The following is a 17,793-nucleotide window of genomic DNA, read 5'->3' as shown; positions in this document are numbered from 1 at the left end:
AACCTCTGGCGATTTATCGAAGTTCTTGGACCGCATCACCGCGTGCCGTGGTGATCCCCCGTGTCTTTTCCGGAAGTCTGAAATGAACATTCGTAGAAGATTAAAGACCGCTGTAGCCGGAAGTCTTTCAAGCAGCGCAGGGGCTGCGAGCGATCAAGTATACGCCGCCTAAGTGGGCGCTGAAGGGGTACGAACCTTGCTGGGTACGACAGCTGCGAGGCGCGCGGAACCTGCGACGTGCTCGATTGCGGCCCTATGCTCATCCGACAGGCGGGCACGGCATGCGAAGGTCGCCTCCAACACCTTTGGGTAGACACGATGTGTTTCCCGCTCGGACAGCCAGAGGGATCGCCGGGCCGTCACCACGTCGATTGGTCGCGGAAGCTGCACGCCCTGAAGCGGAACCGTTGGTCCCATCGCCATCGGAGCGTTGGCGGCTAGTGGGCAGGCGCCCCAAGCCGGAAATTGGAGCGCCTATATCCTTTTAGTACAGCTGCAGCGTAGATCGATCGTACCGCAAAGGATTGGGTGCCGGGGCAGCAGGTAGCCCGAATGCAAGCCTTTGCATGCAGGGCAGGCACAGATCGGTAAGTGTCATCAGAACGACTGGATTTAGGAGCTCTCTGTTAGAAAGATGGAACTCGGTCTCCTTGTTGTGAACGATTGAGCACCGAACTTGGTAAATAATTTTGGGAAGCGCCGTCCGCAGGTCGACCGGGCTGTTGATGTTTAACACCTCATTTCGCTTTTTAACCGTCAATCGCCGCATAAATTCCTGGAACCGCTGCTCCACGAAATCAACCCGCTGAAAAAGGCCGGTGAATTTGGTGTCAACGAAACCCGCCAGTGTTAAGCCGCCGATATCGATGTCCCACGAGGTTTTCAATAATTGAGTAAGGTGCTCCAGTTCCTTTCTCTCGACGGCCAGTTCCATTTGCTTAAAGTGGCGTATGCCGAATAAAGCGCCCACGTTGTCGTTGGCTACCTTCGCTATCTGCGCTCGTATCATATAGTTTTCGAGGACGTGATAGCTGCTCATTATCGTGTCGAGCACAGTTGTCCGACCATTGATCTCACCCAGGATCTCGAATGGTTCTCCGAACTGAATGTATTCGTTGGCGGTGGTCAATGTTTCTGCGATTCCAACGAGCGCAGTTGAATTGGGGGCAATAACCGCATTTGTCAGACGATGGCCATTCAAGAGCAGGTGATACTTCACGTAGGATCGACGACGAGCCTCATTATCCATCGAGGAGATTATCCATCGCCTGCCACTCATGTCGCCGACATATTGACCGACAATAAGAGTTGCGCACGCGGTCATCACTCTAGGAACGGTTTGCGTAGTGACCGGGCTACCCTGTGTCAGGTCGAGAAACGCGAAGGATTCCGTGATATGATTAGGTCGTTCATAGACGTACAACTGGACCCGCCTATCGTCACGGGCGAAGGCCTCCAAGTCTGTTACTTCGCTAATGTTGAGTTGATTAATCTCGGCGGGCACCGGGTTGTCTAAATCATCCAAGTCGATAAGGTTGGCCAAGTCCAGGAAAACCGCAAGGTTCACTGCTCTGGGAAAAATAGACGCCAGGGGTAGCTGCGGCGGAAGGTCGTCTAGAAACGCTTTAACCTGTTCAGCGAAATCGTCATCTTCCTCCACAAACAGATCCGTCGCCCGGGACGCAAGTTCCGATGCGGCGAAGATGATGTGATTGTTGGCATCGAGAATATCGCTCGGCAGTATCGTTTCGTCGGCCGTCAAGGCGTCAGAAATTATTTCGATAATGTTTTCACGAAGCGTCATTGGCGTCGACCTCCCCGATGTTTCCCCACTGGATGAGACCGTCGTTCTTCCCCTGAAGGAACTGAAGAGTCGCATTGAACACTTCGCGCCTGTTCACGTTTCCGATGTTGACCTTTGACAACTCGAGACTATTGCGCCACCGCTCAAAATCCTGGAGATTGAGCCTTGCGATGAATTGGGGCAATTTAGCTTCGAAATCTCGAAGCGCCTCAACCTTGCCCCCGGATCCTTTTTCAGCGAGCGCTCCGACGGCACCAAAAATTCCGACGAGGACGACCTCTCTACCCAGCCAGCGGACGCCGATATCCGTTCGGAGGCTATGGTCGAGTGCGGCAATAGTATGGGCAAACGCTCGCAAAACCTGATCATCGACATCTAGCAGGGTCTCATCCGACTCCCTCTCCCCTGGAAATGCCTGGTCAGCTGAATATTCCGCGTTGGTGGTGACGAGCGCTCCATCGAGCAACGAAACAAATGCGGAAATCAGGTGGGCAAAGTGATATTCGCCGGGCTTACGTCCCTTGCTGTAGCTGATGGACGATTTATCTTTTTCACGAAGAACAACACCTGGAGCTAGCTCGGCTTGCAGCTTCTCGAACCGGCTCCAAAAGATCAGTTCGATCTGGTGCTTTATGTTGACGGACTTGTGGCCAGCGTTGAGAACGAGCATTTTCTGAATCTGCGCGGCCTCTGAGAGGCCGAACCATACCTCTAGCCAAATGGTATTACGTTCAAAAAGATATTCCCGCCCATTCCCCTCGCGATGTGCTCCAAGCGCTTTTTGAAAGATTTGCGGATTGATTCCTTGCTTCCGCAGATTATTCGCTTGCTGACGAGCCAGTTGAGCCACGCTCAGCGAAGTGTTGTCCTCAAATTCGTTCTCAATGTAGGCTACAGTATCCCAAATTTCCTTCAATCGGTGGCTGCGTTGCAGGCCGTCGAGGACCTTGAAATCTGCAGAAAGGTCGAATTCTTCTTTACGGGACAGATCAGGAGCTGTCTGGCCTCCCACCAGGACGATGGGCGGAATGTGACGCTGCGCCGAGAGTGTGTCCCAAAGGTTGTCAAGAAACCGATTGGTAACGATTCCGCGCTGAATGTAAAATTCCCGAAAATTCTCTGGTAGACCACTAACGTAATCAGCGAGTGATGCTTTGCAGAGGAAGCATGTTGCGGCATCTCCCTCCCTGAACTTGTCCAAAATCGTTAGCTTCATGGTCCCTTATTCCCCCGTCGAACGCCCATCACTTCGCGTAAATCTATTCCGAAATAAACCGTATCATGAAAGGCTTGACTAATTGTGAAATGCAGCTTGGAGTTGATTTTGCGACGGAAGCATTCAGGCTTTTGCCGGGCTGTGCTCTGGCGAGGACGGATCATCTACTGAGGAGCCAGGCTCGCATGATGGAGCGTCAGTTCCATATTGAAGGTCGTTCAAAAGGAGCGTTGCAAACGCCGGAAATGTTCCCTATATGTTCTCGCTCCGAGCAGTATCCACAGGATTGGAACTATGGGATGATGCAAAGTGCACCACTACAGCGTAGGTTGGATGCGATATGCACCCGGTATGATTCATGCAAGCTCCAGCTCCTAAAAAGACCATCCGGACATCTGTAATGCTTCCTGAGGCAATTCACTCCCGCATCCAGATGCTCGCAGATGCCAACGATGTTTCTGCTGCATGGATCATTCGCGCAGCGGTTATGCAATTCCTTGCGGAGCACGGTGAAGAAACGAAACTTCCGCTGCGTCTCCCCAAGACAAAGGAAGGAAGTCTGACATGAGCGCGGAAGTGGTTCGTCAGAAAATCGCCAGACTTCAAGCCGGCGGCAAACCCCGGTTGCTGGACCTTTTTGCAGGGTGCGGCGGACTTTCACTCGGGTTTCAATCGATGGGGTTCTCTGTACGCGCTGCTATTGAATTTGATCCTGACGCAGCTCGTTCGCACGGCCTCAACTTTCATGCCGGCGATGCAAAACACACCAAAGCGCGGGACATAATCAACACTCACCCTGAAGATCTCGTTGCTGAACTCGGCCTAGGTCCGGTGCAGGATGCTTTCGATATCCTGGTTGGCGGCCCGCCATGTCAGGCATTCGCCCGGGTCGGGCGACCAAAGTTGCGCGAGATAGATGCGCATCCGCAGGCTTTCCGTCATGACCCGCGGGCGCGACTTTATCAGGAGTATCTGCGATATGTGGATGCCTTTAAGCCACTGGTGGTGGTGGTCGAAAACGTCCCTGACGTACTTAATCACGGTGGTCAGAATATTGCGGAGGAAATCTGCGAAGTTCTGGAAGATAAAGGGTACATCTGCGGCTATACGCTCCTTAACGCAGCATTCTATGGCGTGCCCCAGATGAGGGAACGTATGTTCCTGATTGCATATCGTCGCGAGGTTTCGGAAAAGATATCGTTTCCTGATCCGACGAACTGGCTGGTCCTCCCACCGGGCTACGAGGGGTCACGGGCAGTCGCTCTGAAAGTTCTCAATGGCCATATATCCACAGCACATGACTATCTGGAGCCGCCATCGGCAAACCCGTCAATGACGCCCGCTGTAACCGTAGAACAGGCAATTGGAGATCTGCCGCGGATCGACGCACGCGCTATGCTCGCCTCCGGAGAATTGCGCCGCGGTGCGCGCCGCATGGATCAGCGAATCCCTTATGACTGTGGGCGTAAAGCCTCGGCATACGCACGTTTAATGCGATCGTGGCCTGGGTTTGAAGCTCCCCAAGACGGTTTGCGCGACCACGTGATCCGCTGCCTTCCAAGGGATTATCCCCTGTTCGCTCGCTTGAATCCAGGTGATCAGTATCCGCAGGCATGGCAGCACGCCATGAACATGTTCAGCGAGCGGCTCGCCGAACTGAAGTCGGCGGGAAAGCACATCCAAGAGGGCTCTGTAGAATACCAGACCCTCAAAGATAAAATCGTCCCGCCATATGACGCCTCCAAGTTCCCAAATAAATGGCGGAAAATGTGGAGGGACCAGCCGGCAAGAACGCTGATGGCGCATCTCGGCAAAGACAGCTACAGCCATATCCATTACGACAATGATCAGGCGCGTACGATCTCTGTCCGCGAAGCCGCAAGACTACAGTCATTTCCGGACGGCTTTGTTTTCAGTGGTACGATGAACCCTAGCTTCAAACAAATTGGAAATGCCGTACCTCCGTTGATGGCCAAGGCGCTGGCAGGTCGGATCATGGAAACGTTGTGTCCGAGTCAGAAAGAAAGCGTTGATGGATATCAGAGAACGGCAGCAGCAGTATAAGGACGCGGTTCAAAAATTTTCGGGTATGACGAAGGGCACTCGCATTGCCGACGCCTTCGGAGTTTCAAACAGTGCGAAAATCGTTGGTGGTGCACTGTTCGCCTTCAATATAAATCTTCAATCCTACGCTGCAGTGCATGACCAGATCGCCGTTCACTGCCTTCTGCGGTTTCCGCCGGAGGATGAGATCTACTTTACTATCTTCGTGAAGAGCGATCTGCCCGTGTTTGAGGCCAGACTCGAGGAGATGCGCGCCTCGGGCAAGTCTAAGCCAAACAAAACGGGACAAGCAAGTAACGATGATGACGAGGATAATGATGAGCCCGTTGATGAGGAAATCCCCGACGACGGAACTCACGCAGTGCCTAGTCCTGATGGACTCGATTACACAAACAATAATAAAAACGTAAAAGGTTATATCGCAAGCGACGGGCTCCTTTATCTTCGAAACAAGGGGTATTGGGACACCATGCCCTCCGACCTCTCGACAATCAGCAAGCCCGTCACCATCGACCGGATACTTTTCTCCATCTGGCCTCCTGCTGCATCAGCCAGCAGAGGATTGATGGCGCGTGAGTTAATCGGCTACCTGGGAAATCTGATCGGGCGCGAGAAAATTCACGAATTGCGCGTCTGGGCTGATATAGAAGCCGTCAGCGCTGAAATGCAACGCATGCCGGCGACAATTCCTTTGAAAGAAATCGAGGACGCAATAGCCGGTTTGGGTGGACACTATCCGGACGGAGAAATTGCTCGCTTCCACGGTGCGATGAATTTTCTCTCGCACAAGCATTTTGTCATTTTGTCCGGGCTCTCTGGCACAGGCAAAACGCGCCTCGCAATGCAGTACGCCCAGGCAGTCCATGGGCTGGCCAGCATGCAGACCAGGGACCCCTTTCTGTTTATCTGCCCTGTGAGGCCCGAGTGGACGGATCCGACCGGACTGACCGGCTACTACGACGTTCTTTCAAACCGCTACATGATTCCCCCGTTTCTTGAGGCCGTCCTGCTCGCCACGGCTCACCGTGACTCGCCGGTTTTCGTCATTCTCGATGAGATGAACCTCGCACGTGTCGAATACTACCTATCTGACGTGTTGTCCGCGGTGGAGACGGGCGAAAAAATCCGACTTCATTCGAGCGGCGTGCCTCTGGAGGGTTCGAACGGCACTCCGGTCCCTGCCGCGCTGGAGCTCCCGTCAAACCTTTACATCACCGGCACCATCAATGTCGACGAGACGACCAATCCCGTCAGTGACAAGGTTCTTGACCGCGCGGTTGTCATCGACATGTCCAACGTCGATCTGGCCGGCTTCTTTGACGGGCTTGTAATTCGAGATCCTTCACTGACCGACTCGCGGACGGCGTGTGAAGGCTACCTGCTTCAGACGCAGATCATTCTGGCTCTGCACGGACTGGGTTTTGGCTATCGTGTTGCAGAAGAGGTGGTCCGTTATCACGCCTTTGCTGAGCAGCATCTGAGCCCGGCTGCGAATTCGGTTATCGACGATCTGATGGTACAGAAGGTCCTGGTCAAGGTGCGTGGCGGCGAGCGTCAGCGCCCGCTGCTGGCTGGACTTGCAAAAGCCCTGGGTGGACTTCCGCGATCTCAGAATTTCCTCACGAAGCTCCTTTCCGATCTGGACGAATTCGGGGCGTTCCAGGCAAACAGGTAGGTTAAGCATGGCTACGCTGCTCATAAGGGATGAGACGAGTGGCGCTGCCTGGCGGGTCTGGCCAGATCCCGAAGATATTTTTGCAGGTGAAGTCCATGAGATGGGCTCTTATCTCTTCGAACTGTCCGGAGCGGAAGACGCGTCCACGGCAGACCTTCTGATCGACGACCTCCGCCTCGAGGCTTTGCGCGCTCCTGCTCCCGATATGGCGCGTTGGCGGTGGCCCCCGGGTTTCCATGCCGGTATAGTCGAAGCCGAACTGCGATTGGCCGGACATACGCCGCGTCGCTTCGAAATCGTAACAGATCCGGATCGCCGGAAGCTGACGCGCGACGATTTTGATACGATGGTGCGCGAGATACTTGACGATACCTTTGCCTTGTTTTCGCTGAGCAGCTTCCGGAAGGGCATTGCAAAGGGGGCTGGCGCCCGTCCACCTGCAATAGCTCGGCTGGAGTTTCTACGCTCCCGGATTGAGGAACTGGAAATCGTCGTTACCGCAATTGCGCGCAGCCCGAGGCGGATACTGAAGGCGGAGGACCGCAGTGTCGCTCACTACAAAGCTGTGCGGGCGACTGGCCCAGAAATCCTCCGCTCGTTTCAATCGGGCCCGGTTCTGAGGGAAACAGCACAGCCCTTCCGCCTGCCCGCGCCGTTGAAAGGTTTCCTGCCCAAACAGATCCGGATCAGGCAACGTCAGAGCTCTCTTGATCTCCCAGAACACCGACAAATGGCTGCGTGCCTCCGGTCCTGGACAGCGTGGCTGACAGTTGCCGCAGAGCAGCTCGAAAAGAGCAATCGGGGAATTGATCCCGATTCACGCAATGACGCCGCGGCCTGGGCCAGACGCTGCCGGCGCCTTTCAAGGCGGCTAAGCCAGCTCGAAATGGCCGCGCCGTTTCTGGAGGCGGGAGATGCTCCTCCTCGTCTTACCCTTTCGGCTTTGTTCCGCAATGACCCGTCCTATCGCCGTTTCTACCGTATCTGGCAGGACATGAACCTTGGAATCGCAGCGATCTTCGGGGATTTCCTCAACCTGCCGCTGGCGCGCACCTTCGAGCTCTATGAACTATGGTGTTTCCTTCGACTGGTCCGGGCCGCCAGTCAGGAGTTTGGAGCGGATAGCGTTGACATACAGGACCTGTTCATCAGTGACGCTGCGGGTGGCGTGACGCTCGCAGCCGGGGCGGTCACTGTTTCCGTCGGGGCTCACTGGCAGCTTTGTTTTCAAAAGCAATTCAGAGAATTCTGGCTCGATCCAGATCGGCGTGGATCCTACAGCCGGACAATGACACCTGACATCGTTGCCGCCAGAGGCCCTGCAGCCGCGGGCGATGTCGGGAAGATGATCGTACTCGACGCGAAATACAGGGTCGCTGAAGGACTCAATGACGCATTGAGCTCGATACATACGTACAGGGATGCGCTGGTGCAGGAGGCTGAAGCAGGGGAGGTGAAGGGCATTGTCACAGCTGCCTATCTGCTTACACCGGACATGCCCGTTGTCAGCGCCACCTATCAGACAACAACAATGCCGGGTAGACTGTTCCATCCAGAATATCGCGCCGGGTTTCGATTTGGGGCGACGACATTGAAGCCTGGGATGACTTTGTCGGAGGTAGCAGCAACACTTCGGCTGATAATCTCCGACGCCACGTTGGATGGGCGCGCATAATGGATAACCTGACGTCGGAACAGCGCAGCCTTAATATGAGCCGTATCCGCGGTCGGGACACGAAGCCCGAACTACAATTGCGCAAGGGCCTACATGCGCTCGGCTATCGTTTCAGGCTTCATGTGCACAATCTTCCAGGTCGGCCGGATTTGGTCTTCCCGCGGTATTCAGCGGTTATCCAGGTAAACGGTTGTTTCTGGCACGGTCATGACTGCCACCTTTTTAAGATGCCCACTTCGCGCCACGAATTCTGGGCAGCAAAAATCGCTGCTAACAAGGAACGGGACAAGCGAACTAATCTGGCTCTGTCGAACGAGGGATGGAGAGTACTCACCGTATGGGAATGTTCACTAAAGGGTGTGAAGCGACAGCCGCTCAGCGAAGTCTTGGATTGCTGTGGGAGGTTCTTACGCGATGACGCGGTCGATGCAGCTGTCATCAGCTCACTGTAATGACGCCGGTTAGTCTAGCTGCGAGAACTCCCGCGTGCTAGGCGGCGGACAGCCTACGGAGTCACGCAAACTGTATTGCAAGCGTTTAGCGCGCTGGTTGTGGATATGGCCAATCTAGCTTGATTTCTAGTGAAAAGCATTCGGCAATAATGCTACGAATAGAGATCGAACACATTCGGCATAGTATTGGGGAGGATCTATTGGCTCGGAAGGTGTTTTTTAGCTTTCACTACGACCGTGACGTTCACCGTGTGATGCAGGTGAGGAATTCATGGATTGTGCGCCCTGAAGGCGAAGCCTCGCCCTTCTTCGATAAGGCTGAGTTCGAGAAGATTAAGCAACGCGCAGGCGGTATCGAGAAGTGGATTGAAGATCAACTCGCGGGAACATCTGTCACGGTCGTTCTCTACGGGGCTGAAACGTATCACCGCCCCTGGGTCCGGCACGAAATCAAGCGGAGCTATGAGCTTGGAAAAGGTCTTCTGGCGATAGACATCCATAATATCAAGCATCCCCAGAATGGCATAGACGTGCAGGGTCTGAATCCGCTTTCCTATTTCAATGTCAATCAGACGCGTTTGAATACGCTGTATAGCCAGTATGACTGGGTGACGGATAACGGCTATGCCAACATCAGCTCTTGGATTGAGACGGCCGCTAATGCCGCGCGGCGATAGCCGATGGCAGGCAATGGTCGCACCCGTTTTCTTCGCGAGTTTCCATCGTCGTTGCACGAAGGCACCGGCGTCGTCTTTGTAGGTGCTGGCGTCTCAATGGCCGCAGGCTATCCCTCCTGGTCGAAGTTGCTGATGGAGATCGGCGAGGAGATCGGGGTAAACTCCCGGGATATCCAAGACCTCGCCGCCCTTGCGCAATCGCACATTCGAGAGACCGGAAACGCGACCGGCGTGCGCAATGTAATCAAGCGGGAAATCGGCCACGATCGGCCGCTCCCCGAAACCGTAAAAACGCTTGCCCGCCTTCCCGTTCGCCATATCTGGACCACGAACTATGATCGACTTGTCGAGCGGGCTTTCGCGGAGATCAGCCGGCCATTGGATCCAGTCGCCGGCGCGAAGGACCTCGCGCTCAAGGTGACGCCGGGCGCGACCCGGCTTTATAAGATGCATGGTTCCGTCGACAGATTGGATGATATCGTCATCTCCACGGACGACTATGAGCTTTTTCGCACCAAGCGGGGCGCGTTCCTTCCGCTCTTGCAAGCCCATCTGAGCAGCATGTCCATGCTTTTCGTCGGCCTCAGCCTAACCGATCCCAATGTTCGCCATGTCCTGTCGCTGATCAGGGAGAGTTTCACTGACGCACCACCGGAGCATTTTGCGATCCTCAAGCCGCCGAAACCGGAAGATTTCATAAATGACGACGAGTTCAAGGCTCGTCTCGCCCAACACAAGCTCTGGGCAAAGGACCTAAGCCGATATGGCCTTGTGGCGGTGGAGATTGATGACTACGACGAAGTTCCCGAACTGCTGCGCGAGGTTGAAAGACGCGTCGCGGCAAAACGAGTTTGGGTAAGCGGGAGCTGGCCACTTGAAGGTGGCGATGCACGCACGTCCCAGATTTACGCTGTGGCAGAAGAGATCGGCCGCCTGATCGGCGCTGCACATCTAGATCTCGTCACGGGAACCGGCTTGCTGATCGGACCAGCGGTCGTCTCCGGATTCATGGATGCTCTGCGAGAGGGTGGCGGCTGGGATATCGACCGCAGGCTCATTGCCCGACCGTTCCCACAGACGCTCCCGGGCCGGGCGGCGGACCGCGCCAAATGGACAGCCCTCCGGAGTGAGATGGCCCGCCTAGCAGGCATTACGGTCTTCCTCGGTGGACTAAAGGCTGACAAAGGGACTGCGGTCATTGCCGATGGCGTGATGGAAGAGTTCGCGTTGGCACAAGCAGTAGGGTCCTTTATTTTGCCCATCGGTGCGTTTGGTGGTGCCGCGGAACAGATCGCCAAGCAATTAAGCGGATCAATCGCACCTTCAGACGGCCCGAAGGCCACTCGGCCAAAGGATGATGAAATCACTGCGCTATTGAATCCATCGGCGACAGAAAGGCAGCTTATTACCTCAGTTCGCGCAATTCTAGACCGGCTCGCGAAGGTCACATAGTAAGGGTGGGCTTCGCGCTTGGTTGAATTTATCACATCTGATGAACTTCGCAGTTATGCCGCGAAACGGTCTGAGGCGGAGCAGGCGCGAATGCGCATAGCCGCCCGCTCTCGGTCACCTCAAGGCGCGACCTTCCTGTCCCATTCCAGCAAAGACAAGGACCTTGTCGTGGGGGCGATTATCGTGCTCGAAAATCATGGTGCTCAGGTCTATGTCGACGAGGTGGACCCTGAAATGCCGCCCTATACCAACACGGACACCGCCAACCTATTGAAGTCGAGGATAAGGCAGTCCCGCAAGTTTGTGCTTCTGACCAGCAAGAACAGTAAGGAAAGCCGGTGGGTGCCATGGGAGCTCGGCGTTGCCGACGGCTACAAGGATCTTCCAAATATTGCGCTCTTTCCATCCTCCGACACAGCATACGACATGTCTTGGGCGGACTGGGAGTATCTCGGCCTCTATCATCGCATCGTTTGGGGCAAGCATCAAAATTACGAGAAGGAGATCTGGATGGTACTGGACCAGAGAACCTTCACGGCCACCGAGCTTTCGGCATGGCTCCGCCGCTAGGCCTAACTCAAGAAGTAATCCGGAAGTGTCTCCATCGTTGCCCAAACTTGAAAAGGCATCCACGTTGCTAAAGCAAGCGGCTTCGGCGCTGCGTATCTGGCGACGACATCACCTAAACGAGCAGGTACGCGCAGGACAAATCGATCATCCTCCTCGACCATCGGGTAAAGGCCTAAGAATTCGCGCCCACGGTACTGGTCGTTCTCGCTGTGAACGATCGGAAGAACACAAACGCGGCTCTTGGCGCCGTGAAACCACCCAATTTCCCAACTCATCCAGCTCGACGCGTCGGCATGCTCTGAATCGATGAACATCAGTCCCCTCGATGCAAGCATTTTGCCCTTGATGTATTCCGCGTCAGCGGGCGTCGTGTTGCCATGATCTGAGACTGAGCTCTCGACCCAATCGCAGAACACGGTCAAACCGATATCTTCGGACAGGATCGTGTATACGCCAAGGACAAGTTCCTCGTCTTTTATGGCTTGCGAGAGAAAGATGTCGTACTGCCGTTGGCTTGTTCGAGCTTGGCGCGCCAGCAACTCCCGTGACGACAAGCCGGCAGCTTTTGTGCTCATACGTGCTCGTTCACGGACGCGATCTTCAGTAAGCAAAGTCATTGGTTGTCCTATAAGCTCGGAAATCCCTAGATCGAGCGGTGGGCTATGAGCAATATCAGATACTAGAAAACGGGCTGGCTAACTGTTAATCCGACGAACGTGGACTATCGCCTTCACGGCTCACTTGACTTTTTGCCTGTTCGATCGACGGTGTGTTGTCGGTCTCTGCATTCCTTACAAACTTGCGCAAATTTTCGACTTCATCGAAATAGCGATCCAGCCTTTCATCCTCCGTCGTCCCAAACGCATGTGGCCTGTCCAACATGCGGCGGTAGGTATCATAAAAGTTAGACTCGCCTTCTCTGAACGCTCGATAATTGTCTGCAATTTTAAACGACCGATGGACTGCCAGGAGAATAGCTGAATATGCGGAAATGACTGTTATGAGCCACCTTGATAAGGGGTCCGCATCCGAAGCCTGAGCCAGGAAGGGAATGATTACCGACGACGGAATTGTCCAAAGCAGACAGTAGTAATGCGCCCTTCGATATAATTCGGCCTGCTTTTTCCAAAACCCTAAGGTGCCACGAATTCGATCGTAATGCTGTTGCAAAGCATCCTTTGCACCATCAGTGAAGTGTTTTGATTGCTCGAAATTTGGCCCACCGGGATGCAGCACAATTTTACCGAATATTGCTCGGAGGACAGGGACGCCAGTAGCAACTGCGAGCGTTACGTACACTACGATTGCGACAAGCCACCAATTGACAACTATGTTCATCATAGGCGATCCCCACACCCGTTATTGAGCTTTTATGGTGCAGATCCTTGCTGAGGACAATATATGATCACGCCGCATTACGCGTTCCGGCTTAGACGGTGATGTAGGCCTGGTGGGGGTCTGCAGCGGATATAGTTTGCGACGGTGTTCCCCACGACAGGACCATTAGCTAGCCGCTGGCAGACTCTTCGTGAGCGCTGTCGGGCTTTCACGAAGAAGAACCCGTCTCTGCTGATATGCAGGCGTTCCTGGCACAGGCGATGTGGATTTGATGGGATATGCAATATCTACAAACTATAATCGCTCATACCTGCTCGCCGATTTTCGTGGAACAAGCTATGGTTGCCTCGCGGGCAATGGGGTGAGCGATGTATATCGAGAAGGTCAAGATCAAGAACTTCAAATGTTTCGAAGGCTGGTTCGAGGTCGATTTCAATCAGGGCGTCAACATTATCGTCGGTGGTAACGAAGCCGGAAAATCCACGCTCTTGGAAGCAATCCATCTATGCCTCACCGGAATGCTGAATGGGAAATATCTACGCAACGAGCTGTCCCCCTATCTTTTCAACAGGAACGTTGAGCGGGATTACCTGAAAAGCATCGGCACGAAAGCGCCTCTTCCCCAGCCCGATGTTCAGATCGAGCTGTTCCTTGGCGGCGATAACGACGCGTTAGAAGACCTGCGCGGAAACAAGAACTCTGAAAAGAACGATAAAGCTTGCGGTCTTCTCTTCACGATCGAGTTCGATAAAAAATACGATGGCCCCTATGCGGAGCTACTGAAAACCAATGATATCAATTCGATCCCATTGGAATTCTACCATGTGCAGTGGTGGGAGTTTTCCCGCCAACCTGCGACGGCACGGGGCATCCCCGTTAAATCCGCGCTGATCGACTCCACGAGCACGCGTGTGCAGAGCGGCTCGGACATGTATATCTCGCGGATCGTCAGGGAGTTTCTGGACGAGAAGGAACGCGTTGCGATATCGCAGGCTCACCGAAAGCTGAAAGACGCTTTTAAAGGCGATGGCAATGTCGACGCCATCAACAAGAGGCTGGCGGAAGCGGCCAAGATCAGCCGGAAAAACGTGAGCATTTCGGTCGATATGTCATCCCACAATGCGTGGGAAAACAGCCTGATGACCTACATCGAAGATGTGCCGTTCCATTACATCGGCAAAGGCGAGCAATGTATCATCAAGACGCGGCTCGCTCTGAGCAGTAAGAAGAACAGCGAAGCGACCGTCCTGCTGATTGAGGAACCAGAGAACCATCTCTCGTACTCCAAGCTCAACCAGCTCATCAGCGATATCAGTACCGACAATAGCGGCAAGCAGGTCATCATCACCACGCATAGCAGCTTCGTCGCGAACAAGCTCGGACTGGACCACCTCATATTGTTACGTGAAGCGCGGGTCACGCGGATCAAGGATCTTAAGGCCAGTGACTTCTTCCACAAGCTACCCGGTTACGACACCCTACGTCTCGTGCTGTCCCAGAAATCGATCCTCGTCGAGGGCGATTGCGACGAGCTGATTGTCCAGCGCGCCTATATGGATGCAAACAAAGGGCGATTACCTATTGATGACGAGATCGATGTCATCTCGGTCGGGACAGCATTCCTGCGCTTTCTCGAACTGGCGAAGGCATTGAAAATCCCCGTCATCGTGGCAACGGACAATGACGGCAATCTCGACAAGTTAAAAAAGAAATACGCTGACTTCGAGGGCGTCGCGCATATCAAGATTTGCTATGACCCGGAGATCGATAAGGGCGACTTGATCATCGGCGACAAGGCGTTCAACTACAATACGCTGGAGCCAAAGCTGCTGAAGGCGAACAGCGTTGATGCGTTCAACAAGCTCTTTGGCACCGATCATGCACTCGATGACCTCCATCGCTACATGTTGAGAAAGAAGACCGATTGCGCGCTCGCAATATTCTCGGCGCCGGCGAACATCACCTATCCGAAATATATTCTGGACGCGATCGCCAAATGATGGGGCCGAATAAGCTGGTGATTGCCGCCGCCGGATCGGGGAAAACCACCTACCTCGTCCGGCAGGCGCTCGCCGTCGGGTCCAAACGCGTCCTCGTCACCACCTACACTGAATCGAACGAAGAGGAGATCCGGCGCAAATTCTTCGAAATCCACGGGTCTGTTCCGGGCAATGTGCAAATCCAGACATGGTTCAGTCTGCTGATCGAGCATGGCATCAAGCCATTTCAGGGAAGGCTCTTTAATTGGGATGTAGCCGGTATGCTGCTCGATTCGAAGCGGTCAGGATTGCGCTATAGGACCAAGGCAGGTTTCCCCGTCTATTGGGGCGAAGGCGATTTTCAGCGTTACTATTTCGATCGTCGCAATCGCGTCTACTCCGACAAATTGGCCAAGTTGGTCATCCGCTGCAACAAGGAATCCGCTGGGGCGGTGTTCGAACGTTTCTCTCGGATCTTTCCGTTCATCTTTGTGGATGAAGTGCAGGATCTCGCCGGCCACGATCTCGATATCCTGATGGCCTTGTTCAAAAGCCCTTCCCATGTCGTTCTGGTAGGGGACCCGCGCCAGGTCACCTACCTGACCCACAACGAAGCCCGTCTTGTGAAATACAGAAATGGCGGAATAGAGAGCTTCATTCGCGACACGCTACCAAAAAAGCTGGCTTGCGATATCGATGTGAACGGCCTCGCCACATCGCACCGCAACAGTACGGTGATATGTGCGTTGTCGTCCAAGCTATATCCTGGCATGGTGGCGCCTGCAGCATGTGGCTGCGCAGATTGCCGCCAGTCGGTACCCGAAGATGCCGGACTTTACATTGTGCGTCGGCAGGATCTGCCTCGCTATCTCGAGACCGGCCGGCCGGTACAGCTCCGCTGGGGTTCCAACGTCAAGGTCGCCTCCAAAGATCTGCCGACCCTCACATTCGGTCGTGCCAAAGGACTTGGGTTTGACCGTGTCGTCATCTATCCCACGCAGGATATGGTTTCGTGGCTGAAAGACCCGCAAAGTGCGCTGGAAGATGAGACGCGTGCCAAGCTGTATGTCGCATTGACACGGGCGAGGCACGTGGTCGCGGTTGTCTATGATCTCCCTGAAGGGCAGGAGATCCCCGAATTTTCAGTATTCCAGTAACGATGTTTTTTACGGATGGCGCCTTCTTCTCACATTTACCGACTGGAATTCTCGACCTCGCCAAAATCCGGGTCGTCGTCCTCTTCATCCGGCTCTACCTCGAACAGTGCATCGAGATCGTCGTGATCATCTTCGTCATCAGGCGATGAAACATACCGTTCGCCGGTGAGCATCTCCCGCAGGAGCAAGAGCTTGCCGAACAGCTCGTCGAAGGTGACGATACGCACATCCTTGAACTGGCCGCGCATCATCTCGAACGAGCCGACTTGGCTGATATCCGTCGGCATCTTCCCGATGACGATCACGCAATCTACGGCATAGGCCTGTAGGTCCGACAAGGCCGGCGAGAATTGCTTATGCAGCGACAGGCTCAGGGTGAATTTCTGGCGCTGGTCGAGAACCTGCACCACCGCGCCCATCAGGTGGTTGGAAGGCTTCCACGCGCCGCCACGATAGACTGTGCCACAGACTGGTGTTTGCGGTGTCTTAATCTCCACGATTGCCGCGTTGTGGCTGGAGCTGTTCTTCGACAGGAAGTCGGCGATCTTCGTGCCATTGCCGGCGATAGTGCCGCCACCGACGGAAGCCGCAGCCTGCACTATGACGATCGGATAGCCGAACACCATCGACAGGATGAACGGGTTCAGCTCCAACATCTTCTGCCAGTGGCTTTCGTTGTGATTCCGGGCCATGCTTTTTTCGAACGAGTGGATCAACTGATCGAGGCTGACAAGCTCCAGATCCTTTTGCAACTGCACGAACTCTTTGGGGTCGCGATCGGCAATGGCCGCGGCGTTGCCCACGACCGTCTTGAGCAGGGCGGTCCGGTCTTTTCGCTCAAGGACCGTTTGTGCTGCGTCCTGTCCACCGACAAGTTTGTAGATGGTACCCGGCCGATAGGGCGGCTCTTTCATACGATATATGTCCGGATAGACCTTATGCAGGACGTTGTTATGGGCAAGGATGTTGCGCTCCATCAGGCTTTCCTGCTGGTGCCTGCGTGTCGTTCGGCCGAACGCCACGCGCAACGTGTCGAAATCCATCTCGCTGAAATAGAAGGTCGAATGCTCATGCCGAGTTGCCTCCTTCGCAACGATCACGATACGGGCGACTTTATCGATTTTTTCCACCGCCTGGATAATTGGGCGCAGTTCCTTCGTCACACCAAGGCCGTAAGTGGGGTCCTGCACAAACCCGCCAGGGAGGTATTGCTTCAGGAACTCCACCGCACTGTCGTGATCGGTCGGTCGGCCCACATCATCGTCCGGCAGGTCGAACCAGATCGACCTGATCTGTGAGTATTTCTGCGCGTAGATCTTATCGCTCCGATAGGTGATGAGTGGGAAAATGCCGGCTACCTTCCTGTCGAGATCGATGGTGAAGAGCTGCTTCGGCTCGTTGACGGCCGGCCAATTGTAGAAGGTGTTGACGCTCTGGACCAATCGGTCATTAAGCTGCACATCTACATTGATAGTGTCACCCAGATCGTGAACGATCAGCCGAAGTTCTCCATTCCACTCGTCAGCCATTTTCATTTCCCCAATCATGCAGTGCATCTTCTGTATACACGCAGGGCGCGCGGAATCCATGTTGATCCATAAGCTTAGAGAGCATCGTTAAGTGCTGTCGTGAACGGAACCAGCAGAGCCGTTTCAGCCGGTCGGCGTCCATCCCTGATGCCGATCTTATGACCACGGACGTGGCCAGAGGGCTGATGCTGCATATCGTCAAGGA

General features: G+C 54.5%; 15 protein-coding genes. 10 read left to right on the top strand and 5 right to left on the bottom strand.

Annotation, left to right across the window (positions count from 1 at the left end; all coding sequences use genetic code 11):
* Positions 1-484: 484 nt before the first annotated feature.
* Together GR197_RS16295 and GR197_RS16290 are read right to left on the bottom strand one after the other, a co-directional pair.
* The gene (locus tag GR197_RS16295) at positions 485-1,804 is read right to left on the bottom strand and encodes a hypothetical protein (RefSeq protein ID WP_164011310.1); all 1,320 of its coding nucleotides are present in this window, start codon (positions 1,802-1,804) and stop codon (positions 485-487) included.
* The gene (locus GR197_RS16290) at positions 1,791-3,020 is read right to left on the bottom strand and encodes a hypothetical protein (protein ID WP_164011308.1); all 1,230 of its coding nucleotides are present in this window, start codon (positions 3,018-3,020) and stop codon (positions 1,791-1,793) included. Before GR197_RS16290 ends, GR197_RS16295 begins: the two co-directional genes overlap by 14 nt.
* A 358-nt stretch (positions 3,021-3,378) precedes the next feature.
* Here GR197_RS16290 and GR197_RS16285 point away from each other — a divergent pair, with 358 nt between their 5' ends.
* The 8 genes from GR197_RS16285 (at position 3,379) to GR197_RS16250 (ending at position 11,585) form a co-directional block, all read left to right on the top strand.
* Positions 3,379-3,588 carry a CopG family transcriptional regulator gene (locus GR197_RS16285; protein ID WP_204330236.1) on the top strand — a complete coding sequence of 70 codons (210 nt, stop codon included), beginning with the start codon at positions 3,379-3,381 and terminating at the stop codon, positions 3,586-3,588.
* Entirely contained in the window at positions 3,585-5,084 is a 1,500-nt protein-coding gene (locus tag GR197_RS16280) for a DNA cytosine methyltransferase (RefSeq protein ID WP_164011306.1), read from the top strand. Before GR197_RS16285 ends, GR197_RS16280 begins: the two co-directional genes overlap by 4 nt.
* On the top strand, positions 5,053-6,759 hold the full coding sequence (locus GR197_RS16275; RefSeq protein ID WP_164011304.1) for an McrB family protein: 1,707 nt from the start codon (positions 5,053-5,055) through the stop codon (positions 6,757-6,759). The genes GR197_RS16280 and GR197_RS16275 overlap by 32 nt, the downstream gene beginning before the upstream one ends.
* Positions 6,760-6,766: 7 nt before the next feature.
* Positions 6,767-8,434, top strand: a complete 1,668-nt coding sequence (locus tag GR197_RS16270; protein WP_164011302.1) for a DUF2357 domain-containing protein — start codon at positions 6,767-6,769, stop codon at positions 8,432-8,434.
* Positions 8,434-8,886: a very short patch repair endonuclease gene (locus tag GR197_RS16265; RefSeq protein ID WP_204330235.1), complete on the top strand. Its 453-nt coding sequence runs from the start codon at positions 8,434-8,436 to the stop codon at positions 8,884-8,886. Before GR197_RS16270 ends, GR197_RS16265 begins: the two co-directional genes overlap by 1 nt.
* 200 nt (positions 8,887-9,086) lie before the next feature.
* Positions 9,087-9,563: a TIR domain-containing protein gene (locus GR197_RS16260; RefSeq protein ID WP_164011300.1), complete on the top strand. Its 477-nt coding sequence runs from the start codon at positions 9,087-9,089 to the stop codon at positions 9,561-9,563.
* 3 nt (positions 9,564-9,566) lie between these two features.
* The gene (locus tag GR197_RS16255) at positions 9,567-11,015 is read left to right on the top strand and encodes an SIR2 family protein (RefSeq protein WP_164011298.1); all 1,449 of its coding nucleotides are present in this window, start codon (positions 9,567-9,569) and stop codon (positions 11,013-11,015) included.
* A gap of 90 nt (positions 11,016-11,105) precedes the next feature.
* Entirely contained in the window at positions 11,106-11,585 is a 480-nt protein-coding gene (locus GR197_RS16250) for a toll/interleukin-1 receptor domain-containing protein (protein WP_246724599.1), read from the top strand.
* A gap of 2 nt (positions 11,586-11,587) precedes the next feature.
* Here the strand turns inward: GR197_RS16250 and GR197_RS16245 are convergent, their stop codons facing one another.
* Together GR197_RS16245 and GR197_RS16240 are read right to left on the bottom strand one after the other, a co-directional pair.
* The gene (locus GR197_RS16245) at positions 11,588-12,202 is read right to left on the bottom strand and encodes a hypothetical protein (RefSeq protein ID WP_164011294.1); all 615 of its coding nucleotides are present in this window, start codon (positions 12,200-12,202) and stop codon (positions 11,588-11,590) included.
* Positions 12,203-12,287: 85 nt separating this feature from the next.
* Positions 12,288-12,923, bottom strand: coding sequence for a DUF4231 domain-containing protein (locus GR197_RS16240; protein ID WP_204330234.1), 636 nt, complete (start codon positions 12,921-12,923; stop codon positions 12,288-12,290).
* A gap of 368 nt (positions 12,924-13,291) precedes the next feature.
* Between GR197_RS16240 and GR197_RS16235 the strand changes: the two genes are divergently transcribed.
* A complete protein-coding gene (locus tag GR197_RS16235; RefSeq protein WP_164011289.1) occupies positions 13,292-14,923 on the top strand; it encodes an ATP-dependent nuclease in 1,632 nt (543 codons plus the stop codon).
* A complete protein-coding gene (locus GR197_RS16230) occupies positions 14,920-16,059 on the top strand; it encodes a UvrD-helicase domain-containing protein (protein ID WP_164011287.1) in 1,140 nt (379 codons plus the stop codon). Before GR197_RS16235 ends, GR197_RS16230 begins: the two co-directional genes overlap by 4 nt.
* 35 nt (positions 16,060-16,094) lie before the next feature.
* Here the strand turns inward: GR197_RS16230 and GR197_RS16225 are convergent, their stop codons facing one another.
* Positions 16,095-17,588 (bottom strand): Shedu immune nuclease family protein, encoded by a 1,494-nt coding sequence (locus GR197_RS16225; protein ID WP_164011285.1) that lies wholly within the window; start codon positions 17,586-17,588, stop codon positions 16,095-16,097.
* Between the last annotated feature and the right edge of the window lie 205 nt (positions 17,589-17,793).

This window comes from Rhizobium phaseoli, from assembly GCF_010668805.1.
GTDB classification, from domain to species: domain Bacteria; phylum Pseudomonadota; class Alphaproteobacteria; order Rhizobiales; family Rhizobiaceae; genus Rhizobium; species Rhizobium phaseoli_A.
This window is presented reverse-complemented; position numbering and strand designations above follow the sequence as displayed.

What these genes read in the sequence shown, in the direction of transcription:
- GR197_RS16295 (WP_164011310.1), bottom strand. Translation starts at nt 1,804, where the DNA reads ATGACGCTTCGTGAAAACATTATCGAAATAATTTCTGACGCCTTGACG.
- GR197_RS16290 (WP_164011308.1), bottom strand. Translation starts at nt 3,020, where the DNA reads ATGAAGCTAACGATTTTGGACAAGTTCAGGGAGGGAGATGCCGCAACA.
- GR197_RS16285 (WP_204330236.1), top strand. Translation starts at nt 3,379, where the DNA reads ATGCAAGCTCCAGCTCCTAAAAAGACCATCCGGACATCTGTAATGCTT.
- GR197_RS16280 (WP_164011306.1), top strand. Translation starts at nt 3,585, where the DNA reads ATGAGCGCGGAAGTGGTTCGTCAGAAAATCGCCAGACTTCAAGCCGGC.
- GR197_RS16275 (WP_164011304.1), top strand. Translation starts at nt 5,053, where the DNA reads ATGGATATCAGAGAACGGCAGCAGCAGTATAAGGACGCGGTTCAAAAA.
- GR197_RS16270 (WP_164011302.1), top strand. Translation starts at nt 6,767, where the DNA reads ATGGCTACGCTGCTCATAAGGGATGAGACGAGTGGCGCTGCCTGGCGG.
- GR197_RS16265 (WP_204330235.1), top strand. Translation starts at nt 8,434, where the DNA reads ATGGATAACCTGACGTCGGAACAGCGCAGCCTTAATATGAGCCGTATC.
- GR197_RS16255 (WP_164011298.1), top strand. Translation starts at nt 9,567, where the DNA reads ATGGCAGGCAATGGTCGCACCCGTTTTCTTCGCGAGTTTCCATCGTCG.
- GR197_RS16250 (WP_246724599.1), top strand. Translation starts at nt 11,106, where the DNA reads ATGCGCATAGCCGCCCGCTCTCGGTCACCTCAAGGCGCGACCTTCCTG.
- GR197_RS16245 (WP_164011294.1), bottom strand. Translation starts at nt 12,202, where the DNA reads ATGACTTTGCTTACTGAAGATCGCGTCCGTGAACGAGCACGTATGAGC.
- GR197_RS16240 (WP_204330234.1), bottom strand. Translation starts at nt 12,923, where the DNA reads ATGAACATAGTTGTCAATTGGTGGCTTGTCGCAATCGTAGTGTACGTA.
- GR197_RS16235 (WP_164011289.1), top strand. Translation starts at nt 13,292, where the DNA reads ATGTATATCGAGAAGGTCAAGATCAAGAACTTCAAATGTTTCGAAGGC.
- GR197_RS16230 (WP_164011287.1), top strand. Translation starts at nt 14,920, where the DNA reads ATGATGGGGCCGAATAAGCTGGTGATTGCCGCCGCCGGATCGGGGAAA.
- GR197_RS16225 (WP_164011285.1), bottom strand. Translation starts at nt 17,588, where the DNA reads ATGGCTGACGAGTGGAATGGAGAACTTCGGCTGATCGTTCACGATCTG.